At 62.1% G+C, this 23,094-nt stretch carries 17 protein-coding genes and 1 pseudogene; 3 read left to right on the top strand and 15 right to left on the bottom strand.

Translation table 11 applies throughout. From position 1 onward, the window contains the following. Positions 1 to 818: 818 nt before the first annotated feature. From C8P69_RS22120 to C8P69_RS24610, 7 genes are all read right to left on the bottom strand, one after another. Positions 819 to 2,345, bottom strand: coding sequence for a thymidine phosphorylase family protein (locus C8P69_RS22120; RefSeq protein ID WP_108179611.1), 1,527 nt, complete (start codon positions 2,343 to 2,345; stop codon positions 819 to 821). Next, complete coding sequence (locus tag C8P69_RS22115) at positions 2,342 to 3,700, bottom strand: MBL fold metallo-hydrolase RNA specificity domain-containing protein (protein ID WP_108179610.1); 1,359 nt, start codon at positions 3,698 to 3,700, stop codon at positions 2,342 to 2,344. Before C8P69_RS22115 ends, C8P69_RS22120 begins: the two co-directional genes overlap by 4 nt. 9 nt (positions 3,701 to 3,709) lie before the next feature. Further along, positions 3,710 to 6,079: a phosphoketolase family protein gene (locus C8P69_RS22110; protein ID WP_082528922.1), complete on the bottom strand. Its 2,370-nt coding sequence runs from the start codon at positions 6,077 to 6,079 to the stop codon at positions 3,710 to 3,712. A 45-nt stretch (positions 6,080 to 6,124) separates the two neighbouring features. Beyond that, positions 6,125 to 7,156, bottom strand: coding sequence for a ribose-phosphate pyrophosphokinase (locus C8P69_RS22105; RefSeq protein WP_057196291.1), 1,032 nt, complete (start codon positions 7,154 to 7,156; stop codon positions 6,125 to 6,127). Positions 7,157 to 7,309: 153 nt separating this feature from the next. Next, the gene (locus C8P69_RS22100) at positions 7,310 to 7,603 is read right to left on the bottom strand and encodes a hypothetical protein (RefSeq protein ID WP_245902197.1); all 294 of its coding nucleotides are present in this window, start codon (positions 7,601 to 7,603) and stop codon (positions 7,310 to 7,312) included. A gap of 197 nt (positions 7,604 to 7,800) precedes the next feature. Further along, complete coding sequence (locus C8P69_RS22095; protein WP_108179609.1) at positions 7,801 to 8,718, bottom strand: cation diffusion facilitator family transporter; 918 nt, start codon at positions 8,716 to 8,718, stop codon at positions 7,801 to 7,803. A 203-nt stretch (positions 8,719 to 8,921) separates the two neighbouring features. Next, positions 8,922 to 9,101: a zinc-ribbon domain-containing protein gene (locus tag C8P69_RS24610; RefSeq protein WP_373301726.1), complete on the bottom strand. Its 180-nt coding sequence runs from the start codon at positions 9,099 to 9,101 to the stop codon at positions 8,922 to 8,924. Between the two features lie 517 nt (positions 9,102 to 9,618). On the opposite strand from C8P69_RS24610, the gene C8P69_RS22085 reads away from it, so the two are divergent. Continuing rightward, on the top strand, positions 9,619 to 10,080 hold the full coding sequence (locus C8P69_RS22085; protein WP_054164268.1) for an MgtC/SapB family protein: 462 nt from the start codon (positions 9,619 to 9,621) through the stop codon (positions 10,078 to 10,080). A gap of 111 nt (positions 10,081 to 10,191) precedes the next feature. Here the strand turns inward: C8P69_RS22085 and C8P69_RS22080 are convergent, their stop codons facing one another. The 3 genes from C8P69_RS22080 to C8P69_RS22065 all read right to left on the bottom strand — a co-directional run bounded on the left by C8P69_RS22080 (position 10,192) and on the right by C8P69_RS22065 (position 14,743). Beyond that, positions 10,192 to 10,650, bottom strand: coding sequence for a ferritin-like domain-containing protein (locus tag C8P69_RS22080; RefSeq protein ID WP_108179608.1), 459 nt, complete (start codon positions 10,648 to 10,650; stop codon positions 10,192 to 10,194). A gap of 941 nt (positions 10,651 to 11,591) precedes the next feature. Next, a complete protein-coding gene (locus C8P69_RS24605; protein ID WP_425440782.1) occupies positions 11,592 to 12,026 on the bottom strand; it encodes a ClpX C4-type zinc finger protein in 435 nt (144 codons plus the stop codon). 164 nt (positions 12,027 to 12,190) lie between these two features. Beyond that, positions 12,191 to 14,743: a heavy metal translocating P-type ATPase gene (locus tag C8P69_RS22065; protein WP_057196286.1), complete on the bottom strand. Its 2,553-nt coding sequence runs from the start codon at positions 14,741 to 14,743 to the stop codon at positions 12,191 to 12,193. Between the two features lie 395 nt (positions 14,744 to 15,138). On the opposite strand from C8P69_RS22065, the gene C8P69_RS22060 reads away from it, so the two are divergent. After that, complete coding sequence (locus C8P69_RS22060; RefSeq protein WP_057196285.1) at positions 15,139 to 15,990, top strand: universal stress protein; 852 nt, start codon at positions 15,139 to 15,141, stop codon at positions 15,988 to 15,990. Positions 15,991 to 16,060: 70 nt separating this feature from the next. Further along, positions 16,061 to 16,519 (top strand): hypothetical protein, encoded by a 459-nt coding sequence (locus C8P69_RS22055; RefSeq protein WP_245902196.1) that lies wholly within the window; start codon positions 16,061 to 16,063, stop codon positions 16,517 to 16,519. A gap of 70 nt (positions 16,520 to 16,589) precedes the next feature. Here C8P69_RS22055 and C8P69_RS22050 read toward each other — a convergent pair whose 3' ends face one another. From C8P69_RS22050 to C8P69_RS22030, 5 genes and pseudogenes are all read right to left on the bottom strand, one after another. Then, positions 16,590 to 17,714: an ABC transporter permease gene (locus C8P69_RS22050; RefSeq protein ID WP_108179607.1), complete on the bottom strand. Its 1,125-nt coding sequence runs from the start codon at positions 17,712 to 17,714 to the stop codon at positions 16,590 to 16,592. A 3-nt stretch (positions 17,715 to 17,717) separates the two neighbouring features. Continuing rightward, positions 17,718 to 20,492 carry a ribosome-associated ATPase/putative transporter RbbA gene (gene rbbA / locus C8P69_RS22045; RefSeq protein WP_108179606.1) on the bottom strand — a complete coding sequence of 925 codons (2,775 nt, stop codon included), beginning with the start codon at positions 20,490 to 20,492 and terminating at the stop codon, positions 17,718 to 17,720. After that, positions 20,489 to 21,556 (bottom strand): HlyD family secretion protein, encoded by a 1,068-nt coding sequence (locus C8P69_RS22040; protein WP_057196406.1) that lies wholly within the window; start codon positions 21,554 to 21,556, stop codon positions 20,489 to 20,491. The genes rbbA and C8P69_RS22040 overlap by 4 nt, the downstream gene beginning before the upstream one ends. Before the next feature lie 46 nt (positions 21,557 to 21,602). Beyond that, positions 21,603 to 22,793 carry an acetate/propionate family kinase gene (locus C8P69_RS22035; protein WP_057196282.1) on the bottom strand — a complete coding sequence of 397 codons (1,191 nt, stop codon included), beginning with the start codon at positions 22,791 to 22,793 and terminating at the stop codon, positions 21,603 to 21,605. Beyond that, positions 22,790 to 22,999, bottom strand: a pseudogene (locus C8P69_RS22030) (bifunctional enoyl-CoA hydratase/phosphate acetyltransferase); the annotation flags it as partial. The pseudogene C8P69_RS22030 and the gene C8P69_RS22035, both read right to left, overlap by 4 nt. Positions 23,000 to 23,094 lie beyond the last annotated feature (95 nt).

Here is a 23,094-nt window from a genome sequence, read left to right as displayed (position 1 = left end):
GGCCTCACCCCAAACGAGTTTGCAACCCGGTCCAGACAGGACCACATGGAGAACAGAGTCCAGTTATGAACGAGGGCTGATCGGGGGCAACGTCAGAATCGCCAATGACGGACGGTGCCCAACTTGACCACCTTCGGTGGGCGGCCATCGACGACATCATCACGTAGAGAATCTTCAAGCCATCGGAGCAGAACGGGTTTGGCACCATTGTCTCATGCTGAAGACGATGGCTGCGTCGTCGCCTACCTCATCAGGCATGGCTAGCAAATGTGTGGCGAGCACGCGGTAGGCTTGATGGGGAAGAGCTTAGCAAACAAGTTCGATCATGTTCTGTATGATCTTCGACAAGCAAGGACAAGTCGGCAGGGCGAGGGTGAGCGGCAGCGCACCAGATGGCCCGTCGAGCCCTGCCATTCCAGCGCTATTAGACAACGAAGATAAGCCGGCTCCGGCGCAACTAAGATCCGCCGAACCGTTCCCTTGCAGTCTGACGCAACACGTCAAGCTTAACTGTGATCTTTGCCCAACTGACCTTTCGATGGCGGAGGGTGTCGACTATTTCGCAAGGTGGTCGCGGTGCGCCTCGGCCGTGGCGTTGAGCGATCCAGGAGCAGCGAGCAGACGGTGAGTAGGCCATATCGCAGTGTCGAAATCCTTTGGCAATGTCGCTTGGCCCCACATGAAAAGTTGGCAGGCCTCCACATCGTAAAACCCTGTGTATGCTGCAAAATATCCTGTAAATTGGAAACGGAGTTATTGCTTTGAGCGCGGTCCCAGGTAAGCCCAGACGATCCGACTCAACCGCCAGCAGGGAGCCTTTAAGCGACCATCATAATATCGCCAGCACGTGCCGCATAGTCGAGCGCGTAGGCGAGCTCGCCGGGTGTCTCGGCGTGGACATGAAAGAGCGGCTGTCCGCGGTCGACGTCGTCGCCAAGCCGCACCTCCATGAAGACGCCGGCAGCCTTGGCGCCGGGCGCGCCAGCGAGCTTGGCAAGCCGCGCTAGTTTGCGATTGTCGATATGAACGATTCGGCCTGCGCGCGGCGCAACCAATGGATAGACGTGGCGCGCCTGCGGCGGAGTGCGCAGTCCGCCCTGCGCCTCACAGATGGCTTCGAACTTCTTCCACGCTGCGCCGCCGGCAAGCGTCGAGAGCGCCAGCGCTGCGCCGCTTCCCTGGCTGGCCTTGCCGCCAATTTCCAGCGCCGCGCCCGCCAGCGTGACAGCCCGCTGGCGCAGGTCATCGGGCGCGTCGGATTTGTTATGCAAAACGGAAAGCACATCGAAGGCTTCGAGCGCCGGACCGATGCCACGGCCGACTGGCTGCGAGCCATCGGTTTGAAGGCATCTGGCGGCAAGGTTAAAGCGCGCAGCCACTGCGGTCATGCGCTCGGCAAGGCGGTCAGCGACGTCTTTACCGCGCACCTTCGCGGTTGCGCCGACCGGGATATCGATGACCACGTGTGTCGAGCCTGCAGCGATCTTCTTCGAGAGGACGGACGCAATCAACTGACCTTCAGTATCGATATCCAGTTCGCGCTCCACCCGCACGAAGATATCGTCGGCCGGGCTGAGGTGGACCGCACCGCCCCAGGCAATGCAGCCCCCTTCCGCCTCCACCACGCGCCGGAGAGTCGCGATGTCGAGATCGACAGGCGCCAAGGTTTCCATCATATCGGCCGTACCGGCCGGCGAGGTGATCGCGCGCGAGGAGGTCTTGGGCATGACTAGGCCGTTCGCGGCCACGATCGCCACGACAATCGGCGTGGTGCGGTTGCCGGGAAGCCCGCCGATGCAGTGTTTATCGACCACGATCGCGGCATCCCAGCGCAGGCGGTCGCCGACATTCACCATTGCCCTCGTCAGACTAACCGTTTCCTCTTCGTCCAGCGGCAGCGCGGCGCTCGCGGTCAGGAAGGCGGCGAGGTGCACGTCGGTGTAGCGGCCGGCGACAACATCCCTCACGATCTCCGAGAAGGCGGTCGTATCCAGACGATTGCCATAGATACGCCGCCGCACATCAGCGAGCGAATCCATTGCGGGTGGATGGGAGACCCTGACCTCGTCGCCTTCCGCGACGCCAAGAAGGTCCCAGGCAGTTTCCGACAGCCCGATCTCATCGAGAGCCAACATAGATTCGCCTTCGATCTGAAAAAGAGTCGCCTGGACCTGGCGCCTGCCATTGGCCACGAGAACCTGAGAGCGCGAAGCAAATCCCTCGGCCCGGCAGACGTGACAGTCGGCACGCATGACTACGATCGCCTGGTGCTGGCTATGCAGCCGGAGGCGGCGTACACGGTGCCTTGGTTGATCGGCACGAGCAGTGCTATCTGTCGTCGTCATAGATCGAAGATCTGGTTCTGACGTGGCACAGCGGCATCCCACCCAAGTTCGCGATCAATCCGCACCCGCAGCGCTTCGGCGGCGTCGGCCTCGCCATGGACGATGAAGACGCGAGACGGAGCGCGGCGGAAGCCGGAGAGCCAGCGCATCAGCTCGTCGGCATCGGCATGTGCCGACAGCATCGACAGGTCATCGACTTCCGCCCGAACCGGGATCCATTGGCCATGGATCCTGATGTCGCGCGCGCCCTGAAGCATAGCCCGTCCTCGCGTTCCAGCAGCCTGGAACCCCGAGAACAGGATCGTGTGCTTGGGATCGGTCGCGAAGGCTTTGAGATGATGGAGGACGCGACCTCCCGTCGCCATCCCGCTCGCCGATACCACCACCTTGGGCCAGGGGCTGGTCGAAATCGCCTTGGAGCTTTCCACATCGCGCTTGTAGGTGGCGATGCGGCAGATCGCGTCGCATTCACTCGAAGACAGTTGGTGATCGTCGTGGTGGGCGTGGAGCAGGCCAGTCGCTTCGATCGCCATCGGGCTGTCCAGATAGATCGGGACGCTCGGAAGGCGGCCGGCGGTTTGCAGGCGCCACAGATGATAGAGTAGCGACTGTGCCCGTCCGACCGCGAAGGCCGGGATGACCACTGTGCCACCGCGCTTGATGGTGCGCTCGATGACATTGCCAAGCGCTTCGGTGGGATCCGTCACATCGTGGGTACGATTTCCGTAGGTCGATTCAACGACGACGTAATCTGCTTCGGCGATAGCGGCTGGGTCTGGAAAGATTGGATCGCCGTAGCGACCGAGGTCCCCTGAAAAAGCAATGCGGCGGCCGCCCCATTCGATCTCGGCGCTGGCGGCTCCGAGGATGTGGCCGGCGTAGCGAAACCTCACGGTCGCACCACCTGGGAGCGTCTTGACCGTGTTGAAAGGAACAAGCGAAAAGAATTCCATGGCGCGTTCGGCATCACGCGCGCCGTACAGCGGCAGCGCCGGCTTGTGTTTGGAGAACCCTTTCCGATTGGCGTACTCAGCGTCCTTCTCGTTGAGGTAGCCGCTGTCCTTGAGGATGAGCTCTGCGACATCGCGTGTCGCCGCGGTCGCGTAGATGCGGCCACGAAAGCCGTCACGCACGAGCTTGGGTAAGTAGCCCGAGTGATCGAGATGAGCATGGGTCAAGACGACGGCATCGATGCTCGACGGCGCGACCGGCAACGGTTCCCAGTTCAGCTCGCGAAGGTTCTTGAGGCCTTGAAATAGACCGCAATCAATCAAGATGCGCTTGCCGCCGTTGGTGAGGAGATGTTTGGAGCCGGTGACAGTGCCGGCGCCGCCGAGAGAGGTCAGAGTCAACATTGCGAACTTTCAGAATGTGAAGGCGGCCAAATCCGCCGGATCGCCGCGTCCGTCGAGCGCGCCTTGCTCGGTCGAGGAGAGAATCTCGTCACGCTTCCAGCCGCCGAGAGTGCCCGCAGCGTCCACCAGATGCGCCCAGCTGCAGCGGTTGGCGAACAGCATGCTGGCAACGTCCAACGTACCACCCCGGCTGATATAGCCGCGCGCGACAGTCCTTTGGGGGCCGGAGTCGATCCGCCGCAACAGGCCGAGCATTGGTTCCGGTCTCGTGTGAGACGCGATGACTCGCAGCAGCCCGGCCGGGAACAGCGCTGCAATATCCTCCTCGCTGGCTGTGAAGGCGGCTTCGATGGAATCGCGGGGGATTCGGAATCGGCCTGGCTCCGAGAGAGCGGTTACGAGAACGCGGCGGCCGCGCGCCTTGAGGCGATGTGCTGCCTTGAGCACCTCCTCGAGCTGGTAGGCGCCGATGGCGACGAGTTGCAACTCGGCGCCGTCGCGCTTGCCTTCGATGTGAGCGGCTCCGTCGGCAATGAACTTGAGCGCAGCCTCGCCACCGAGGCGATGCGGCATGTCGCGCTTCGACACGATAAGGCAAGCCACCTGTCCGCGGCCTTGATAGACGGCTCGCAGGGCGGCCATAGCGCTATTGGTGTCTACGGGAAACAGCACGCGCGCCGTGTCGGACATCTCACCGAGCAGCGCCTCGCCAATGGTCGGGTCCTGATGCGACTGCTCGTTCTTGGAATTCTCCCAGGTGTGGGACGTGACGACGAGCGGGACGGATATCCAGCCCGGCTCCTGGCCGACCTCACGCTGGCGACGAGCGAAGACGATCTCCTGACGCAGCCCGCCCAGCATCTTCATGGCGAAAGCCTCATAGCTGACGATCAGGTTGACGCCTCCTTTGTTGGCAAGCGCTGCGCCTGCAACCGCTTCCTCGTTGAGCGCGGTGATGACCGCCCCATCCACGGCATCGGCGACGTTGGGCTCTGAAACGTTCACCCGGTGGCGCAGCCTGTCGAGGGTTGCACCCATATGGTTTGAGCGCAGCTCGTCGGGGTTGCCGACACGGGGCCGTAGGCCGGGGTTCGCATCGATGAGGCGGACGAACCAGCGGTCGATAGCGTGCATCGCGCAGTCGGGCGGACTGCCGGCCGCGGTCCAATCAGGTTCGGGGAGCACTGGGGCCGCAGGTCGCCGCAGCGCGAGGGGGTGCCGGCTTTCGGGCGCGCGGCCCTGCTTGCCATGGACGGCGATCGCTGCGGCGGCTTGCTCAATTTCGTCCGGCGGCACGAACAGCGCGCGGGCCGCATCGTTGAAGGCAGTCCTTGCTGCTTTGTCCTGTGCGGGATTGCCGCCAAGCGGCAGATTGTGCGCGGCATTCGTGCCCGCGCCTGGAAAGCCGAACCCTTTGACGGTTTCGGCGATCACATAAGGAACAGGCGCCGGATAGGAATGCGCCGCATCCGCGGCGAAACTCTGGAGTCGGCGCTCGGCTTCCAGGATGGCCCATGCGAAGGCGGCTGGATCGCGGCCGTCGACGATGAAGGGATCAAAGCCGTTGAGCTTGAGATGATCGGCAAGCCATGTGGCGCCGCCCTGCTGCACGATCTGGACACGCTCTTCGATACGCCGCCCGTTGAGAACCATGACCGGGATAACATGGCCCGAATCTTCCGCGCGCCACCAGCGAGGCGTCCAGTCCGAACCGCGCTGTTCCTCGAAGGCGCCGTCGCTCAGGAACGCCACGAGGCTTTCGCCGGGGAGCGGCATGTGCACGTACTGTACTTCGGCGAAGCCGAGATAACCGCCCTCTGAGATCGCGCCGGCGGTATTCGGTCCGGCGTGGCTGCCCAGCGGCACAGCAGGAGCGCCGTCGGGGCCGATCTTGTATGAGTAGAAGTCAACGGCGAGCTGCGACAATCCCTTCTCGCTACGATCATAGCGACCCGCCTGCGCTGGCGAGACATCGCCGGTAAGGGCGTTGACGGCCTCGATCGCGGCAACACAATGGCCTTGGCCCATCAGCCAGGAACGCGTCGTCGCTGAAATCGCGTTGGCCGTCAGATAGCCGACAAAAGCCGGAACCATGTTGAGGGAGCCGCCCGTATGTCCTTCCGGCGTGGCCTTGAACGCGTCCGCCGGCAGAGGCGCGCCCGAGAGATCGACGCGCTTGGCGTAGGTCATGTGGACCACGGTCCACATGGCGGCGGAGGCAAGGCGGTCGGCGGCCGCCAGCAGCCGATAGAGCATTTGCGGGTCGATGCGGCCTGACGCAGCCAGCGCCCGTACGCGCTCGACCGTCTCTTCGCGATGGACAATCGGTCCATGCCCCTTGCGCCAAATATTGAACATCTCGGAATCTGTGCCGCTCATGCTACTTCACCGCCTTTTTGGATCTGGTTTCGGGAGGCGGCACTTTCACCGCGCCCCGCTTGTCCAGGATGGCGGGTCGCTCGCGGGAAAGGAATCGAGACCGGCCCGCTCCACCTCATCCAGAGGCTCGGGCGGACGCCGGTGCCGGACGAGGTCTGCCGACGATGGAGCGCTCGATCCGAGCGCGTTCGCAACCAGCGGCGCAAGGCCGATGGCATTGCTCTCATGAGGAACAGAATCTGTCGAAACGATCCGGCTGCAAAGCGGCGCAAGGCGCTGGAAAGAATCTTCGGCAAAAATGCCATGCACAACGACCACCACGGGTCGCGCAAAGCCTTGAAGCGGAAGTTTGCGAGCGGCTTCGATCAGCGTGCGGCCGGACGAGGCGATGTCGTCGACCAGCACCGGCTGCCGGCCGCGCCATCTGGACAGATCGGGCAATTCGACGTCGACATTGCGATCGCCATGCCGGATCTTGCGCAGCACCGCGTGTGGGGCGCCAATGCGTGCGGCGATAGCCGATACCCATTGCCCGCTCTCTTCGTCGGGACCGACGAGAAGAGGATTGTTGACTTCCGCGGCAATCCAATCCGCCAGAAGTGGCGCCGCATGCATCGTATCCGTCGGGATCGTGTAGAGCGCCGAAAGAGTCGAATATCGGTGCAGATGCGGATCGACGGTGACCAGCCGGTCGAAGCTCGACGAGACGAGCCGCGCGAAGCTCTTCGACGTCACCGCCTCACCCGACTGAAAACGGCGGTCCTGCCGCATATACGCGAGATAAGGCGCGATCAGAGTGACCTCTCGCGCGCCAAGCGCCCGCGCGGCATCTGCCGCGAAGATAAGGCGCAAGAAGCCATCATCGGGCCTTGCGAGGGTGCAGACCAGATCGACCGCCTGACCTGAAACGTCAGACAGGATACGGACGTAGGACTCGCCATCCGGAAATTGCCGGGTTTCTATGGGGCCGAGCTCCCAATGCCCGGCTGCTGCCAGATGCTGCCCAAAGGCTTCGTTGCCCGGCAGGGAAAGGATCAGTCGAGGAGCAGATCCCGGATTGTCTTGTTTTTCTGTCATCCTTCCTCGACTCTAGAATTTGCCGAAACTGGGTGATCGCTACCCCAATGATGCCGCCGGTCGCTCATTTCCGACAAGGGGAATTACCACAAAGCAGCGGTTCAAGATATGACTGGGATCATTCCAGAGCGCGGCTGGAGCGGTAACACTTACTTAATGTCGGCGTCTGCCGAATGCTCCAGCCAAACGCCCAAGCATCCTTGGCAAGAGGACGATCAACAGCGCCCCCAGCAACCAAATCACTATGGCCGCCGGTTTCAAGATGATCCTGAGCAAAGCGACGGCTTGCTCGACGAGACCGCTGGATTTCAGGCTGTCGATCGCGACGCCGACCTCTTTGCCGACGCCTATCGCGCTTCCGGCGTCCTTCCCCGATTGCAACACGGCGCTGCCGCTGGTCGCAAGCCACGACAGGACGATATCGAGTGCGACATATCCAACGTACACAACGACCGTCCATGCAAGGAGGCCGAAGATAACGACAACCCACGAGATCGGCGCTCGCGGCGGAGTATCATTCGAGTAATCGGATCCGGGCGCCGGATATCGATTTGACCCAGGACCCTGTCGGAAAGCACCCTTATCCCAATTGTTGTGGCCCACGTCGTCCTCACTCGTTCACTGCGGCAAACTTCTCGATAGAATCAAAACGGCTGCCTCGCTTCGGCTCCCTGAAGCACTTCGTCCTCGATCTGGATCGTCACGTGCGTCAGGCCAAAGCCAGTTTTCAGCGCCTCCTGGGCTGCGGCCAATATCGTCCTCGCTGAGGCGGTGTCAGTCACGACAAGGTGGCCGCTCATCGCATCGGCGCCGGACGTGATGGTCCAGACATGGAGATCACGAACGGCAAGGACGCCCGGAATCTCGAGAAGCCTCTTTTCAAGCAAGGCTACGTCGATTTCCGGCGGCGTGCCCTCCATGAGAATATGGATCGCTTGCTTGAGCAGGATCCACGTGCGCGGGACAATGAACAGCCCGATGCCGGCGCCGATGATCGGATCGACTAGTTGCCAGCCGGTCAGAACCACCACGATTGCAGCCACAATGACGCCGAGCGAACCGAGCATGTCCGCCAGCACCTCGAAGTAGGCGCCTTTGACGTTGAGGCTCTCCGCCGAGCCGGCGGAGAGCATTTTCATGCTGATCAGGTTGACGATAAGACCGGCGACCGCGACAACCAGCATCGGACCGCCGATGATCTCCGGCGGACTGAGAAATCGCTGATAGGCCTCGTAGAGGATATATACAGTCAGAAGGAGGAGAACCACGGCGTTGGTGAGCGCCGATAACACCTCCATGCGGACATATCCAAAGGTATTCTGTGGTGTCCGCGGCCGTTCGGCGAACCGGATCGCGATCAAAGCCAATGCCAGGCCGCCAGCATCCGTGAGCATGTGGGCTGCGTCAGCGAGGAGAGCGAGGCTGCCGGTCCACAAGCCGCCAATGACCTCGACAACCATAAAAGTGGTGGTGAGGGTCAGCGCAATGTACAGCCTGCGCTTATGACGCCCCGCTGCTGTCGCGGTAGATACTGGGTCGCTCGCTGAAACCCCTGCGGCCATATAACCCTCTTGCGCCTAGCATTCAGTCGTTGGGACGGCGCGCCTCAAGCATCAGCTCTTGCTTGTACAGCCTCGGGCACGGATGCAGATTCTTTTCTACGATCACTCTCATCCCAACCGGGGCATAACGCCGCTCTCCTGAGAACGCACGAAGCCGTCAGCCTAACATGTTCACCGATCGGACGTCGGCGCGAAGACAGGACTCACTTTCCCTCAGGATTTGCTCCGGCCACCGCCGTACCGCAAGAGCGGCAAAATTTAGAGTTGGCTGGAATTGACGCATTGCACTTCGAACACGCCGCCTCGGACGATCCGAAGCGCTGGCCACAATTGGCGCAAAAACGGCTGTCCGGCGCGTTGTCAGAGCGACAGCTGGGACACACAAGCACCCGCTGTTGCGCGGGCGGCGGCGATTGATCCCAGTCCGGATTCTGCTGATTGCCCCAAGGCGCACCACGATCGGGCCCTCGGCCGTACCGGTCTCCGTGGCCGCCTCCATGATGACCGCCTCCATGGCCGCCGCCATACCTCCGGCCAAACAGACGGTCGAGAAAATGCGAACCCACAGCAACCTCCTACGAGTAAAAGTCTGCCAACATGAAATAAGGCGCCTGTCCAATCTTGACAACCGCCGAGAACCGGTCCCGCCGCCAAGTGTACGGGCTCCGCAATTGAAAGTCAATTGCAAACCCCGGGATTTTTTAGCTAGAATCTCGCATTCATTTTGTAACATTCCGTTCGCTCGGAACGAATAGAGGATTCTTGGCCGAGCGGTAGCCAATCATTGACAGGGGCCGGAAGAGGCTGGGCACGGAAAACCTCTTCGTCGTGTCACAGAGTAACAGGAACCCGTGCACGAGCACTATTGTTCTGGTGTCCGTTGGCGATTGGGAGATGACGATGAGATTTGCAGCCTTGAATTGGGTGGAAATGGGCTCCCACTTGGTCGACTTGGCTATCGCCTACATTTTGGCATTGCCTATTGGATGGGAGCGCGAAAGTCAGGAGCGCAGCGCTGGTCTGCGAACCTTTCCGCTCGTCGCGATTGCCGCGTGCGGTTTTGTGCTCGTCGCGATCCGCGTCTTGGGCGAGACCTCGATGGGTCAGGCTCGGATTCTCGAAGGTCTAATAACGGGAATAGGATTCATCGGCGGAGGCGCAATCCTGAAGCGCGGAGATCATACGTCCGGCACAGCCACAGCGGCTAGCTTGTGGGCAACAGGGGCGCTCGGGGGAGCTGTTGGCTACGGTCTCTATGATATTGCCCTGATCCTCAGCATTGTAACCTTCGCAACTCTCCGCTCTCTTGCCCCTCTGAAAAGCATGATCCAACCCTCAACACCCAACGATGGCAAAAGCTAATATTTTGACGCGCGTCCACGCCAGAAACCGTCAACGAAATAACCAAGATATTGGGCGGCGGACAGATGTCGCACTCAAATCTTTCGGCGTGCGTGCACCTCGCACGCGATGCTAGTTGGTCAAATCTGGCGCGTCTTCGCCCAGAGCGGTGGCAAGATCTATCAAATGGTCTTGCTCATCGAGCAAGATCTCGCGGATGTGCTCCGCGATAGCGAATTCGCCCAATGTTTCACACTGACGGATCCGCTCGCGATAGTTCTTGATTGTGTCGATCTCGTTCTGAAGATCTGCCCGCAATATCTTCTCCGCGCTATCGGATACTTCGATGGGTTTTGGAATCGTCGTTGGTGTAGCGCCGAGATAATCAATTTGCCGAGATATCGTCAGCGCGTGTCTAAGCTCTTCCGCGGCGTGCTTTTGTAGCTGATCCGCAATGCTCATATACTCAGCACCCTTGAGCACTTGCGAATAGACAACGTACGCGATAATCGCTTGGTATTCGCGAGCCAAGTCTTCGTTCAGCAGCGCCGCCAGCTTCTCGCGTGTAATTGAAGGTCTGTTGTCTGACATTTACCCGCCCAATGTGCGTTATTCGGCATAGACAACGCTGCGGTGTTATTTGGGTTCCTTTCGAAATAAGCCCGGTTACAAAGATGTGCGAGAGACACCCCATGAATCGCGCGAGTTTGCCAGAAACGCTTTGATCGAGAGAGGTACAGCTAACAGGGCAGCTTTTTTTGCAGTAATCGCTGATTGCGCCTGCTTATAATTATTTTCAGCGTTACATTTCCACGCCCGTCCGAGCCAAAAGTAGAGCCTGCGGATTTGCGGATTGTCCAAGTTCGCGCGCAGCGCCACTACGATTAGAGGGTGATCAGCTCGACCAGACTTTCGATGTCTGACGATTCGCCTTCTCAAGGCACGAGCCGGCAAAGCTAATGATGCCCGTGGTGCTGCAAATGACCCCCGAAATTATGTCCACTGGAAAGGTGCCCACCTAAATGGTGACCGTAATAGCCACCTAAATGGTGACCATAATAGAGCGGCACATAGACGGGATAGGAGTACGCGGCGTACGGATAAGAGCCGATCGGGTATCCCCTGTAGCCACGATATGCGTAATGCCGATGTCGGTGGCGGTGTTTGCGGGAATGAACTTGTTGGAATAGGTCCCCTCCGATGGACGCACTCGGCGCCAGAGATTTAGGAGCGGCGCCGGGCAAAGCGCTCGCCGCATTGGAATACAAGAGGCACGCCGAGGCCGCGCTGATCCCGATTATGAGAAGTTTCCGCATCATCACCTCCTTTAGGTATCGTACAATCAAAGACTCTTGCGCAGCTCCGAAGGTACGACGCTTGACATCGCGGCTTATGCCCGACGTCAGAGACAGCAAATAAGCTTTTTTCATGCCGCCTCCGACCACAAACGAAACGAGCCACGGCAGTAAGGAAAACGGCAATCTTCGCATTGGGTTCCAACCACAATTATGCGTGGATCCCCAACAGTTCGCTCAGCCGAAGGCTGAGGGCGGCCGGGAAATCCGGGCAAGTACCGCGCGGAGCCTTGATCGCCGCCCCTCGCGGAATCTCCCTAAGCCGACTATTGCCCGCCGAACCGTTCCTACGCAGTTTGGCAGGACACGCCGAGGGGGCTCTGCAATCTTTGCCGAGCTTACCTCTCGATGGCGGAGCGTGTCGACGATCTTCGCGAGATGCTCGCGATGCGCCTCTGCTGTGGCGTGGAGGGGTCCAAGGGCCGCGACGAAACGATCAGTCGGCCACGTCGCCGGATCAAAATCCCGCGGCAGTGCAGCAGTGCCGGACATGAAAAGTCGGCCCGCTTGGACGCAAGCGTCGCAAATATGGACGCCGCCCGGCCCCGCGGCCAGCTTAGCGACCTCGCGTTCCGATTTCCCGCAGAATGAACAGCATAGCTTGCGCCGCACGATGAGCCCTCCTGTCAGGACATCCCTGACTGTAAGGGATGTCCTGACAAGATCCAAGGCTCAGTCGTTCCATCACGGCTGGAATAGCCTTCGTATCTTTCGCCGACTCCCGTATCCGCCCATATTGCCCGGGCGGCTCCTCCGGTGGGGAATACGCCGAGCTGCTATTGTCTCCTGTCGCGATACGCGAGTAGCCGCAGCGCGTTGACGACGACCACGAGCGTCGAACCCTCATGCACCGCGACTGCCGCACCGATGCTGAGCCCCAGGATCGTCGCGGGCACCAGGAGCACGACTACGCCGAGGCTGATGAACACGTTCTGCAAGATGATCCCGCGGGTATGGCGGCTGAGGCCCACAGCAAAGGGCAGGTGACTGAGATCGTCGGCCATCAGCGCGACGTCCGCGGTCTCCAGAGCGACGTCGGAGCCGGCCGCGCCCATCGCGATGCCAACCGTGGCGCTCGCCATTGCCGGCGCGTCATTCACGCCGTCGCCGACCATGGCGACCTTCTGCTCGGCGCTCAGCTTCTTGATCGCCTCAACCTTGTCCTCCGGCATCAGATCGCCCCAGGCCTCGTCGAGCCCGACATCCTTGGCGATAGCGTCGGCGACCTTCTGGTGATCGCCGGAGATCATGATCATCCGCTTGATGCCGAGCGTGTGCAGCTCGGCCAGCGCCTTGCGCGCGGCGGCGCGTGGCGTATCCATCAAGCCTATCGCACCTAGTTCCTTGTCGCCGTAGCGCACGACCATCGTGGTGCGGCCGCCGTCGCGCAGTTTCGCAATGGCCGCTACCATGGCCTCGCCCAGCGGCGCGATGCCGTCGGCGCCGAACATCTCGGCCTTGCCGATCCAGACCGGTTTGCCCTCCAGCGTTGCGGTCACCCCGCGTCCGGTGAGGCTCTTGAGATCCTGCGCCTCCGCGACGTCGCGTCCACCCAACCGCTCACGGCCGTCGCGCGCGATCGCCTCCGCAAGCGGATGGTCGCTGAGTTGCTCGACGGCCACGGCGACCCTAAGCAGTTCGTCTTCCGAAACACCCTCGGCCGGGACGATGTCGGTGATGCGCGGACGGCCCTCCGTCAGCGTGCCGGTCTTGTCGAACGCGATCGCGCTCAGCGAGCCGAGATTTTCCAGTGGGGCACCGCCTTTTACGAGAACGCCGCCCCGCGCCGCGCGCGCCACGCCCGACAGCACTGCGCTCGGCGTGGCGATCGCCAGTGCGCAGGGACTGGCCGCCACCAGCACCGCCATGGCGCGATAAAAGCTGGCGCTGAACGGCTCATCGATCACCATCCAGGCGAACAGCAGAATGACGGCGAGCGCCAGCACCGCCGGCACAAAAATGCGCTCGAACTTATCGGTGAAACGCTGGGTCGGTGATTTCTGAGTCTCGGCCTCGCTCACCATCTGCACGACCTTGGCGAGCGCGGTTTCCGTCGAAAGACGCGTCACCTCGATCTCGATCGCACCCGCGCCGTTAATGGTCCCGGCAAACACGCGCGACGACGCCTCCACGGCGTTGGGCTTGGCACGCGCCCTCGTAACGTCCTCGACCGGCCGCTTATCGACCGGGATGCTCTCGCCGGTCACCGGCGCCTGGTTGACGCTCGACTCGCCCTTGACCAAAAATCCATCGGCGGGCAGCCGCTCATTCGGACGCACGACAACCACGTCACCGACCACGAGGTCCTCTACGGGGACCTCGCGCGTCTCGCCGTCGCGGCGCACGGTGGCCGTCCGAGGAGCCAATTCGGCGAGCGCTTCAATCGCCTGCTTGGCCCGCCCCATCGCATAGTGCTCGAGCGCGTGGCCGAGGCTGAACAAGAACAACAGCAACGCGCCTTCCGCAAAGGCGCCAAGCGCCGCGGCGCCCGCCGCCGCGACCAGCATCAGCGTGTCGATCTCGAACTTCCTGAGGCGCAGATTGTCGATCGCTTCGCGCAGCGTATAGAACCCGCCGAAGAAATAGGCGGCGATATAGCAGGCGGTCGGCAGCCAGGAGGGAGCCGTTGGCAGGAGCTTCTCGATCGCGACGCCAACGCCAAGTAGAGCGCCACAGGTGAGCGAGAAGATCAGTTCGGTGTTGGGCCCGAGAAGGCCCCCATGCGCATGATCGTGATCTTTTTCGCCCCTGCCGCCCTTGTCTTCGCCGTGATCGTGGCCGGCATGATCGGGACCGGCATGATTATGGCCCCCATGCTCGTCAGCCGCCTCGTCCTTCCCGGAACGCCGCGGCTCCGGCGCAGGCGCCCGGGCGACGACCTGCTCACGCACCGTGACACCCATTTTGGCGAGCGCATCGCGGACGGCCTTCTCAGACCCCTGGCTCCGGTCAAATTCAACACGCACCACCCCGCCGGCGCTCGCTTGCGCCTCCAGTACGCCCGGCACTGTACGCAGACCATCGGCAACCGTGCGTGCCCGGCGCTGGTGGGCGATCCCTTCGACCTGCCACAGCAGATGGCCGAACCGTTCGCTGATCGTGGCACCGGCGCTCGCCGCGAGCTCGCGGATCCGCGGTAGTGGTATGATCTCCGGGTCGTAGTGCACGCAAAGCTGGGCCGGCTCGCCCGGGCCGGTGCCCCGCACGTGCACCTCCTCGACGCCCGCGCGCCCGCCGATCTCCGAGGTGAGCCGCGCGACGCAGGCATCGTCGGCGTCCGGCACGTCAGGCAGCAGGATCGGAATATCCAGACGAAGTTTTTCGGTCATCTCACACCTCTTTGCCTCAAGCCACTGACGACGATGGGAGAGCGCTGCCAGCCTGTGCTGGCCGCTTCCTCATCATTTCTCCGAGATGGAGACGGGGCTGACCGGACTGTTCTCACGATTGCATAAATGCCGCGATAGTCCAATCTTCGTATAGCCTCAATGGTAGAAACGCTTTTCGTTCTGACGCCCGCAGCGCATGCCAAGATCACCGCAATGTTCGCCGCTCTTCTTCCGGTTGAGCGGACCGGCAATCGGTCGGATCGGGCGATCCTTGGTGCAATGAATAGCTAGATTAATGTTTGTTCTCTCGGCCAGATTGTTGAGCGAGATCAACCCCTGCAAGCGCAAGATGCGATAACAATTGGCTGAGCCAACGCGGAGAAAACGGAGAACAGATGGCCTTCAAAGACTTGCTGATGGTCCTGACGACCTACCCGGATCCAACGCCGGTCGCGGAGCTTGCCCAAGGCGTCGACTTCGCCGCAGCCATCGGCGCCAAGATTTCGGCCGTTGCCTGCGAAGTTGAATTTCGAATTCCAGGAAGCGTTGTCGGTAACCTATTGAATGTTCCCGCATTGGCCGCCGCTGAGAGCAGGAAGAGTTCGACGAATGCGCTAGCGCTCTTAACCACATTCCAGCAGGCCGCTGAGAAGCGGGAGGTATTTCACGAGCGGCGATCGGAGACTTGCCTGATCTCAGAAGTTGCGGACGTATTGGTCGAACACGCACGCCTTCGCGATTTGACGATCGTCCCCGTAGGAGAGGGTGATTATGTCGATGTCGGCGATTGGTACGTTGAACAGATCGTATTCGGATCGGGACGCCCTACACTTATCACCCCGAAACCAGCCAGTCATCGCGGTGCGCTCACATTGAACACTGCGGTGGTGGCTTGGGATTTCAGCCGACCTGCAGCGAGGGCGATTGCCGACGCAATTCCGATACTGGCAATGGCCAAACGGGTGTACGTCGTGACGGTCACCGGCGACAAGGCAATCAATACCAGGCGTTCTGGCGCAGAACTCGCAAAGCATCTGGCGATTCATGGTGTCGAGGTCACATTGGATACGACCAATGCCGCCGGTCGAAGCATCGGCGACACACTCGATTCGTATGTTGCCTCACGCGAGGCCGACCTTCTCGTTATGGGAGCATACGGACACTCTCGCATTCGAGATTTCATCCTCGGCGGGGCAACAAAAAGCATGCTCGCGCGGCCGCCGCTTCCGATCTTTCTGTCGCATTGATTGCGAGCACGAACGGCTTTCTCAGGGCTGCGCGATGATACGCCTGCAAACCGACATACAAGTGCCCGGCTTGAACAGCCGTGAAGTGACCGACTTCATGCTGAACTGCGACGACGCCAGCTATCAAGCCTGGTGGCCCGGGGTTCACTTGCGATTTCACACTGTGCGCAAGGTCGCAGGCGATGTCGGCAACCTGATTTACATGGATGAATATGTCGGTCGTTTCCGCCTGAAATTCCATGCGGTTGTGACCGCCTCGATTCCAGGCAAGGAGATCACCTGGCAGTTCGTCAGGGGCGTGCGGCTCCCCGGAAGACTCATCCTGGGCCTCGAAGACGAAGCGGACGGCGTGGCGATCTCTCACGTGGTCGAGGCCGGATTTCGCGGTCCGGGCCGCATATTCGATGCGGTCTTGCGCTTTTGGTTCACGCCCGAATTCGCGGATGCGCTGGACGAGCACGTGCGCACCGAATTTCCGAAGCTACGGGACTTGCTGCGTTCGCGGGGCTCTGGGGCCGCCAAGGCGTAGCGCAAAGGCGATCCGCCGCTTTTTGCGTTCGTGCGTCGGCTGGGCCTTGGATGGTGTTTGCTCTGCTTTTTTATCGTCCACGGGATCGCAAGGACTTCCGGAACCGCCACAGCGACAGCAGGAAGAAGGCAAGGCCGATCGCGAATAGGTTTAGCAATTGAGGCCAGACCGCACTGAGTCCCGCGCCCCGGAACAGGATCGACTGCGACAGGGACACGAAATGCGTGTCGGGCGCGGCCATCATGACCGCGCGGACAGCACTTGGCATGCTCTCCGCGGGCGTCAATCCGCCGGCGAGGACCTGCAGCGGAAACAGCACCATCAGCAGCAGCAGGCCAAACTGGGGCATGGATCCCGCGATCGTCGCAAGGAGGATGCCCAGCGACGCGGTCGCAAATAGCTCGAAGACCAGGCCCAGCATGAGCAGCCACAGCGAGCCGGCAACCGGAATCGCAAGCCAAGTCTGTACCACGACGGTGAGCGCGAACAGAGCTGCCAAGAACACCGCGAGCGCCACCGGCCAGATCTTTGCCAGCATGATCTCGATCGGCGTCACCGGCATGACCAGGAGATGCTCGATCGTGCCGCGCTCACGCTCGCGAATGAGCGCCGCGCCGGCCAGAATGACCGACAGGAGCGAGACGTTGTTGATGACTTCCATCATCGCGCTGAACCAGCCGGCATTGAGCTCAGGGTTGAAACGCGCGCGCAACACCAAATCGACCGGCGCCGCTTCTGCCGCACGATAGTGCCGTGCGAATTCGGTGACCTCGGCCGAAACGATCGCCCGCGCATAGCCGGCGCCGGTGAACGCCTGAGTCATGCGGGTCGCGTCGACGTTGAACTGGATCGCCGGCTCGCTGCCGGCCAAAACGTCGCGTTCGAAATTGGGCGGGATCACGAGCGCGAAAGTGTCGATGCCTGCATCCATGCGCTGGTTCATTTCCGGGAGCGAAATGACCTTGGGGGCGCTGAAATAGGGACGATAAAAGGCCGACGCGATCCGCGCCGACAGCGACGAGACGTCCTCGTCGACGATCGAGATCGGCGCGTTGTTGAGATAGAGCGGAACCGCCGTCGCCGCGACGTAGATCTGCAAGGAGAAGGCGTAGGCAATCAGTGCCAGCAGAGCGGGATTGCGAACGAGGCTCCATAACTCCTTGACGCCCAGCCGCCAGATGTTCGAGGCACGCATGGCTCAGCGCGCCTGCTTCTTGAGAAAAAGCACGCTCAGGCCGATCAGGACCGGACCCGCGGCCAAAAGCGGCACCAGGGATGACCGGAGTTCGGCAAACCCCAGCGCCTTGGAGAAGGCGCCGCGCGCGATGGTGACGAAGTGGGTCGCCGGGTTGACCGCGCCGATGAGGACGGCCGAACCTTCCATGGAGGCGACCGGATCGATCATGCCGGAATACTTGACCGCCAGCAGCATGGTCGCGAGCGTGGTGAGGAAGATCGCCGCGATCTGGCTGTTCATAAAACTCGAGATGAACAGTCCGAGCGCGGTCGTCGCGATGACATAGAACAGCCCGCCGGCGATGAAGGCGGCAAGGTTTCCGGTGAAGGGAACGCCTTGCACGAAGATGCCGAACGCCGTCAGCGTGACGAGATTCATCATCGCCAGGCCGACATAGGGCAATTGCTTGCCGAGCAGAAATTCCAGCCGGGAGACGGGCGTGACGTAGAAATTGACGATCGAGCCGAGGTCTTTCTCCCGGACGATGCTGAGCGTCGCGAGCATCGCGGGAATGAGCAGGAGAAGCATGGCGATGACCGCCGGCACAATGGCCTTGCGGCTCTCCACGTTCGGATTGTAGCGGAAGCGGGTTTCAAGCTGGAAGTCGCCCGCCAGCGCCCGGGGACCGAGCTTCTCGCGCATCGCCTGCGCCATCCAGTTGGCATGGACGCCTTCGACATAGGCGCGCGCGGTCTCGGCGCGCGACGGCATGGCGCCGTCGATCCACGCGCCGATCTGCACCGGACGGCCACGCTCCGCGTCGCGCGCAAAGCCCGGCGGAATCTCGATGGCAAGGCTGAGCTCGCCGCTGCGCATGCGGCGATCCAGGTCCGCGTAATCGGCGATGGGCGGACGTTCCGTGAAATAGCGCGAGCCCGCGATATCGAGATCATAGCTCCGGCTGATCGTGGTCTGATCGTGGTCAAGAACCGCATAAGGCAGGTTCTCGACGTCCATGCTGAACCCGTACCCGATCACGAAAAGCAGAAGAAGGCTGCCGATGAAGGCGAAGGAGGCGCGGATCGGATCACGACGCAGTTCAAGAGTCTCGCGTCGGGCGTAGCTCATCATGCGCCGGACGTCGAAGAAACGCCGCGTGCTCGCATTGGGATTCGCGCCGGCATGCGACCGAGCAGCGTCGGACGTCGCCGGTGCGGTGACAGCCTGGCCGCCGCCCGCTTCCTGCAAGTGGCCGATGAAGGCTTCTTCGAGATTTGCCGCGCCACGCGCTTCCACGATCGCGGCAGGCGTATCGCTGACGAGCACCTTGCCCGCATGCATCAGGGAGATGCGATCGCAGCGTTCCGCCTCGTTCATGAAATGTGTGGAGATGAAGATGGTGACGCCGTCCTGGCGCGACAGATCGACGAAGCTCTGCCACAGCGCATCGCGCGCGACCGGATCGACGCCCGAGGTCGGCTCGTCGAGGATCAATATTTCCGGGGCATGGATCGTCGCCACGGCCAGCGAGAGCCGCTGCGTGACGCCGAGCGGCAAGGCATCCGGCAGGCCGTCCATGATCTCGGTTAAGTCGAAACGCGTCGCCATCGCGTCGACGCGGGACGGGATGTCGGCAGCAGGCAATTCGAATAGCTGGGCGTGCAGTTCCAGATTTTGCCGCACGGTGAGTTCGGAATAGAGCGAGAAGAACTGCGACATGTAGCCGACGCGCCGGCGCGTCCCGAGATCTTGCGGATCGAGTTCACGACCGAACAACCGGGCCGTGCCCCCGCTCGCGGGCAGCAGGCCGGCCAGCATCTTCATGGTGGTAGTCTTGCCGCAACCGTTCGAGCCGAGAAACCCGAAAATCTCCCCGCGCGGAATGCGAAAACTGACATGGTCGACAGCGGTGAAGTCTCCGAACCGGGCGGTGAGACCCTCGGCCTCAATCGCCGGCTCCTTGCCGTTGTCCTCTGGCCGCGGCGGAATCACCACCGCGCGATGCTGCTTACGCCTCTCGTCCGGCATCAACGCGATGAAGGCGGCGTCCAGCGACGACGTCCGGGTCTGGGCCTGAAGCTCGGCGGGGCTGCCGGCGGCGAGCACGCGCCCGGCATCCATGGCCACCAGCCAGTCGAACCCGGCCGCCTCCGCCATATAAGCCGTCGCGACGATCACGCTCATTTCCAGCCGCTCGGCCCTGATGCCGGCGATCAGATCCCAGAACTGGCGACGCGCCAGCGGATCGACGCCGGTGGTCGGCTCGTCGAGGATCAGAAGGTCGGGATCGTGGATCAGCGCGCAGCAGAGGCCCAGCTTCTGCTTCATGCCGCCGGAGAGCTTGCCGACGGCTCTGTCCCGAAACGGACCGAGGCCGGTGCTGACGAGCAGGTCATGGATGCGCCGCTCGCGCTCCGCCTTGGCGTGCCCGAACAGTCGCCCGAAGAAGTCAATGTTCTCGAACACTGAAAGCGTCGGATAAAGGTTCTTGCCGAGTCCCTGCGGCATATAGGCGATGCGAGGACCAACCCCGTTGCGCTCGCGCGCGCTGGACATATTCGCGCCGAGCGCCTCGACATAACCCTGCTGCACCTTGCGGGCGCCGGCGATCAGCGACAGCAATGTCGATTTGCCGACGCCGTCAGGCCCAATCAGGCCAAGCATGCGCCCGGTCGGAAAGTCGAGCGTGATATCGTCGAGCGCGCGCTTCTTTTTGAAGACATGGCTGACTCCTCGCAGCCGAGCAGCAAGCACAGCCGGCTCTAACGTGCGCTGTTCCTGCTCATGCGAGATCATTCCAACACTCTTTGCGGAAGGGTCTCCGGCCATTGCGCCGCCGGATTGAGCTTCACATACGCCACTCCCGGCAAGCCCGGCTTGACGTACTCGGAATATTTCTTGAGCAAGTCGCGTGCGATCCGCACGCGGACACGGAACATCAGGCCTTGCCGTTGTTCCGCTGTCTCGACCGTCTTCGGCGTGAACTGCGCGATGTCGGACAGGAAGGACACCGTCGCGGGTATCGCCACGTCCGGCGCCGTATCAAGCACGATGCGAGCCTCCGCACCGAGCGAGAGGCGGCCGGCCTGGGCGGTCGGCAGGAAGAAGGTCATGTAGACGTCGTTGAGGTCGATCAGGTTGAGCACCCGGCCGCCAGCGGCGATCACTTCGCCCGGCTGCGCCACGCGGTATTGCACCCGTCCATCGCGTGGAGACCGAAGGGCACTGTCGTTGACGTCGACCTGAATACGCTCGATCGTGGCTTCGGCCGCTTCGATGTTGGCTTCGGCATCGACGATCTTAGCCCGCGCCGAAGCGATGCTCGCCTCGGCTGCAGCGACTTGCGCACGCGCGGCGTCACGTGCGGCCGTCGCTCCTTCCCTCCGGGCTCGGTCGTCATCGAGCGTCTGAAGCGACACGGCATTGCGTTCCGCCAACTGCTCCGACCGCTCCAGCCGGCGTTGCGCGGCGTCGAGCTCGGTCGCCCGCTGTGCGAGAACCGCCTGCGCCGCGGAGCGCTCGGCTTCGCGCTGTGAAACTCCGCTCTGCGCCGCCTGCTTGGCAATCTGGCTTCGCTGCAGAAGGGCGCGTGCCTCCCGCAACTGGGCCTGGAGCGGAAGCGTATCCATGTGAACGAGTATCTGTCCGGAAGTGACGACATCGCCTTCCTGAACGAGGATTTCCCTGATCCTCCCCGACGAACGGGCCGCGATGTCGATCGCGACCGCCTCCATGCGACCGTTCCCGCTCGCAATTCCGGCCGGCAATTCGCTCTTGGTCAGCTGCTGCGTCAGATACCAACCGCCGACGCCTGCTGCGACGGCGATGGCAATCCAGAGCCACGGCTTTCCTGTGAACATCTTGCTCATTCCGGCCATTTCTTCCTGGCCTGATCGGTGAACGGCCTCATGAAGGATCTTTCCTAATGACCTGGAGTGTGTGAAGGGCGATCATGCGCTCTTCATCGGTGGGTATGACGAGGATTGCTACGGGGCTGTCGGGCGTCGATATCCGCAGAGCGCTGTCGCGATTGGTCGCCTCGTCGATCCGAAGGCCAGCCCAAGCGAGCCGGCCGCAGATCCGGTGGCGCACATCGGCGTGGTTCTCGCCGATGCCGGCGGTGAACACGAAGGCGTCGAGTCCGCTGAGCGAGGCGATGAGGCCGCCCGCCTCACGCGCTGCCCTCCAGCAGAAAAGTTCGATCGCTTCCTCGGCCTCGGGGCCGCCACTAGCCGATAATGTGCGCATGTCACTGGAGATTCCAGACACGCCCAGCAGCCCCGACTTCCGGTAGAGGAGATCCTCGATATCCGCCGGAGACATTCCGAGCTGCGTTTGCAAATGAAGCACAACGCCGGGATCGATGGCGCCACAGCGTGTTCCCATCATCAGTCCGTCGAGCGCGGTGAAGCCCATGGTGGAGTCGATGCTTTTGCCGGCGTGCATGGCGCACAGGCTGGCGCCATTGCCGAGATGCGCCGCGATCACCCGGCCGGCAGCAAGCACGGGATCGATCTCACTCAGACGCCGGGCGATATACTCGTAGGACAGACCATGGAATCCGTACCGCCGGACGCCCTGCTCATGGAAAGCGCGCGGGAGGGGCAAGCGCGCGGCGACCGCCGGCTTGTCGTGGTGGAACGCTGTATCGAAGCACGCCACCTGCAGCAATTTCGGCCGGAGCTGTGCGATCGCCCGGATGGCGGCGAGATTGTGCGGCTGGTGCAGCGGCGCGAGCGGGTTGAGCTTTTCCAGTGCATCAAGGACTGCGTCGTCGACGAGACGCGGTGCGGCGAACTCGGTCCCGCCGTGCACGACACGGTGGCCAATCGCGATCACCTCGCGGTCGCCCAGATGTTCCGCCGCCCAGGCGGAGATGTCCTTGAGCAGTTCGGCGTGGGTCAGCGATGCGCCGTCCGGCCAGACACGCTCCAGCAGGATATCGCCGTCGGCCGAGCGAACCCGGAGGCTGGGCGCGATGCCGATTCGCTCGACCTTGCCGCCGGCCGACAGCGCGGGGTTGTTGGCTCCGTCGAGCGTGAACAGTGCAAACTTGATGCTCGATGAGCCGGAATTGAGACTGATGATGGCTTTCATGCGCTGGCCGGCAATCCTGGGGCCGCCTTGGTCGCCGTGCGCGCCATCAGCACGGCGACCGCGCAGGAGGCCAGACGCGTACGCAGGCTGTCGGCGCGGCTGGTGAGGATGATGGGGACCCGCGCCCCCAGCACAATGCCGGCAGCATCCGCATCGCCGAGAAAGGTCAGCTGCTTCGCGAGCATGTTCCCAGCCTCGAGATTAGGTGTGGGTTCTGAGGAGGTTGTTCATCGCCCGTGAGGGCCTGATGGTGGTCGTCGCGACACGAAGCACCACAGGGCACGAGGATGAACAACCCGCA

Source organism: Phreatobacter oligotrophus, from assembly GCF_003046185.1.
GTDB lineage: Bacteria > Pseudomonadota > Alphaproteobacteria > Rhizobiales > Phreatobacteraceae > Phreatobacter > Phreatobacter oligotrophus.
The sequence above is the reverse complement of the archived record's forward strand: the minus strand, read 5'-3'. Positions and strand labels throughout refer to the sequence as shown.

Excerpts from the sequence above, each read along its gene's own strand:
- C8P69_RS22120 (WP_108179611.1), bottom strand. The coding sequence starts at position 2,345 with ATGACGACGACAGATAGCACTGCTCGTGCCGATCAACCAAGGCACCGT.
- C8P69_RS22115 (WP_108179610.1), bottom strand. The coding sequence starts at position 3,700 with ATGTTGACTCTGACCTCTCTCGGCGGCGCCGGCACTGTCACCGGCTCC.
- C8P69_RS22110 (WP_082528922.1), bottom strand. The coding sequence starts at position 6,079 with ATGAGCGGCACAGATTCCGAGATGTTCAATATTTGGCGCAAGGGGCAT.
- C8P69_RS22105 (WP_057196291.1), bottom strand. The coding sequence starts at position 7,156 with ATGACAGAAAAACAAGACAATCCGGGATCTGCTCCTCGACTGATCCTT.
- C8P69_RS22095 (WP_108179609.1), bottom strand. The coding sequence starts at position 8,718 with ATGGCCGCAGGGGTTTCAGCGAGCGACCCAGTATCTACCGCGACAGCA.
- C8P69_RS22085 (WP_054164268.1), top strand. The coding sequence starts at position 9,619 with ATGAGATTTGCAGCCTTGAATTGGGTGGAAATGGGCTCCCACTTGGTC.
- C8P69_RS22080 (WP_108179608.1), bottom strand. The coding sequence starts at position 10,650 with ATGTCAGACAACAGACCTTCAATTACACGCGAGAAGCTGGCGGCGCTG.
- C8P69_RS22065 (WP_057196286.1), bottom strand. The coding sequence starts at position 14,743 with ATGACCGAAAAACTTCGTCTGGATATTCCGATCCTGCTGCCTGACGTG.
- C8P69_RS22060 (WP_057196285.1), top strand. The coding sequence starts at position 15,139 with ATGGCCTTCAAAGACTTGCTGATGGTCCTGACGACCTACCCGGATCCA.
- C8P69_RS22050 (WP_108179607.1), bottom strand. The coding sequence starts at position 17,714 with ATGCGTGCCTCGAACATCTGGCGGCTGGGCGTCAAGGAGTTATGGAGC.
- rbbA (WP_108179606.1), bottom strand. The coding sequence starts at position 20,492 with ATGATCTCGCATGAGCAGGAACAGCGCACGTTAGAGCCGGCTGTGCTT.
- C8P69_RS22040 (WP_057196406.1), bottom strand. The coding sequence starts at position 21,556 with ATGTTCACAGGAAAGCCGTGGCTCTGGATTGCCATCGCCGTCGCAGCA.
- C8P69_RS22035 (WP_057196282.1), bottom strand. The coding sequence starts at position 22,793 with ATGAAAGCCATCATCAGTCTCAATTCCGGCTCATCGAGCATCAAGTTT.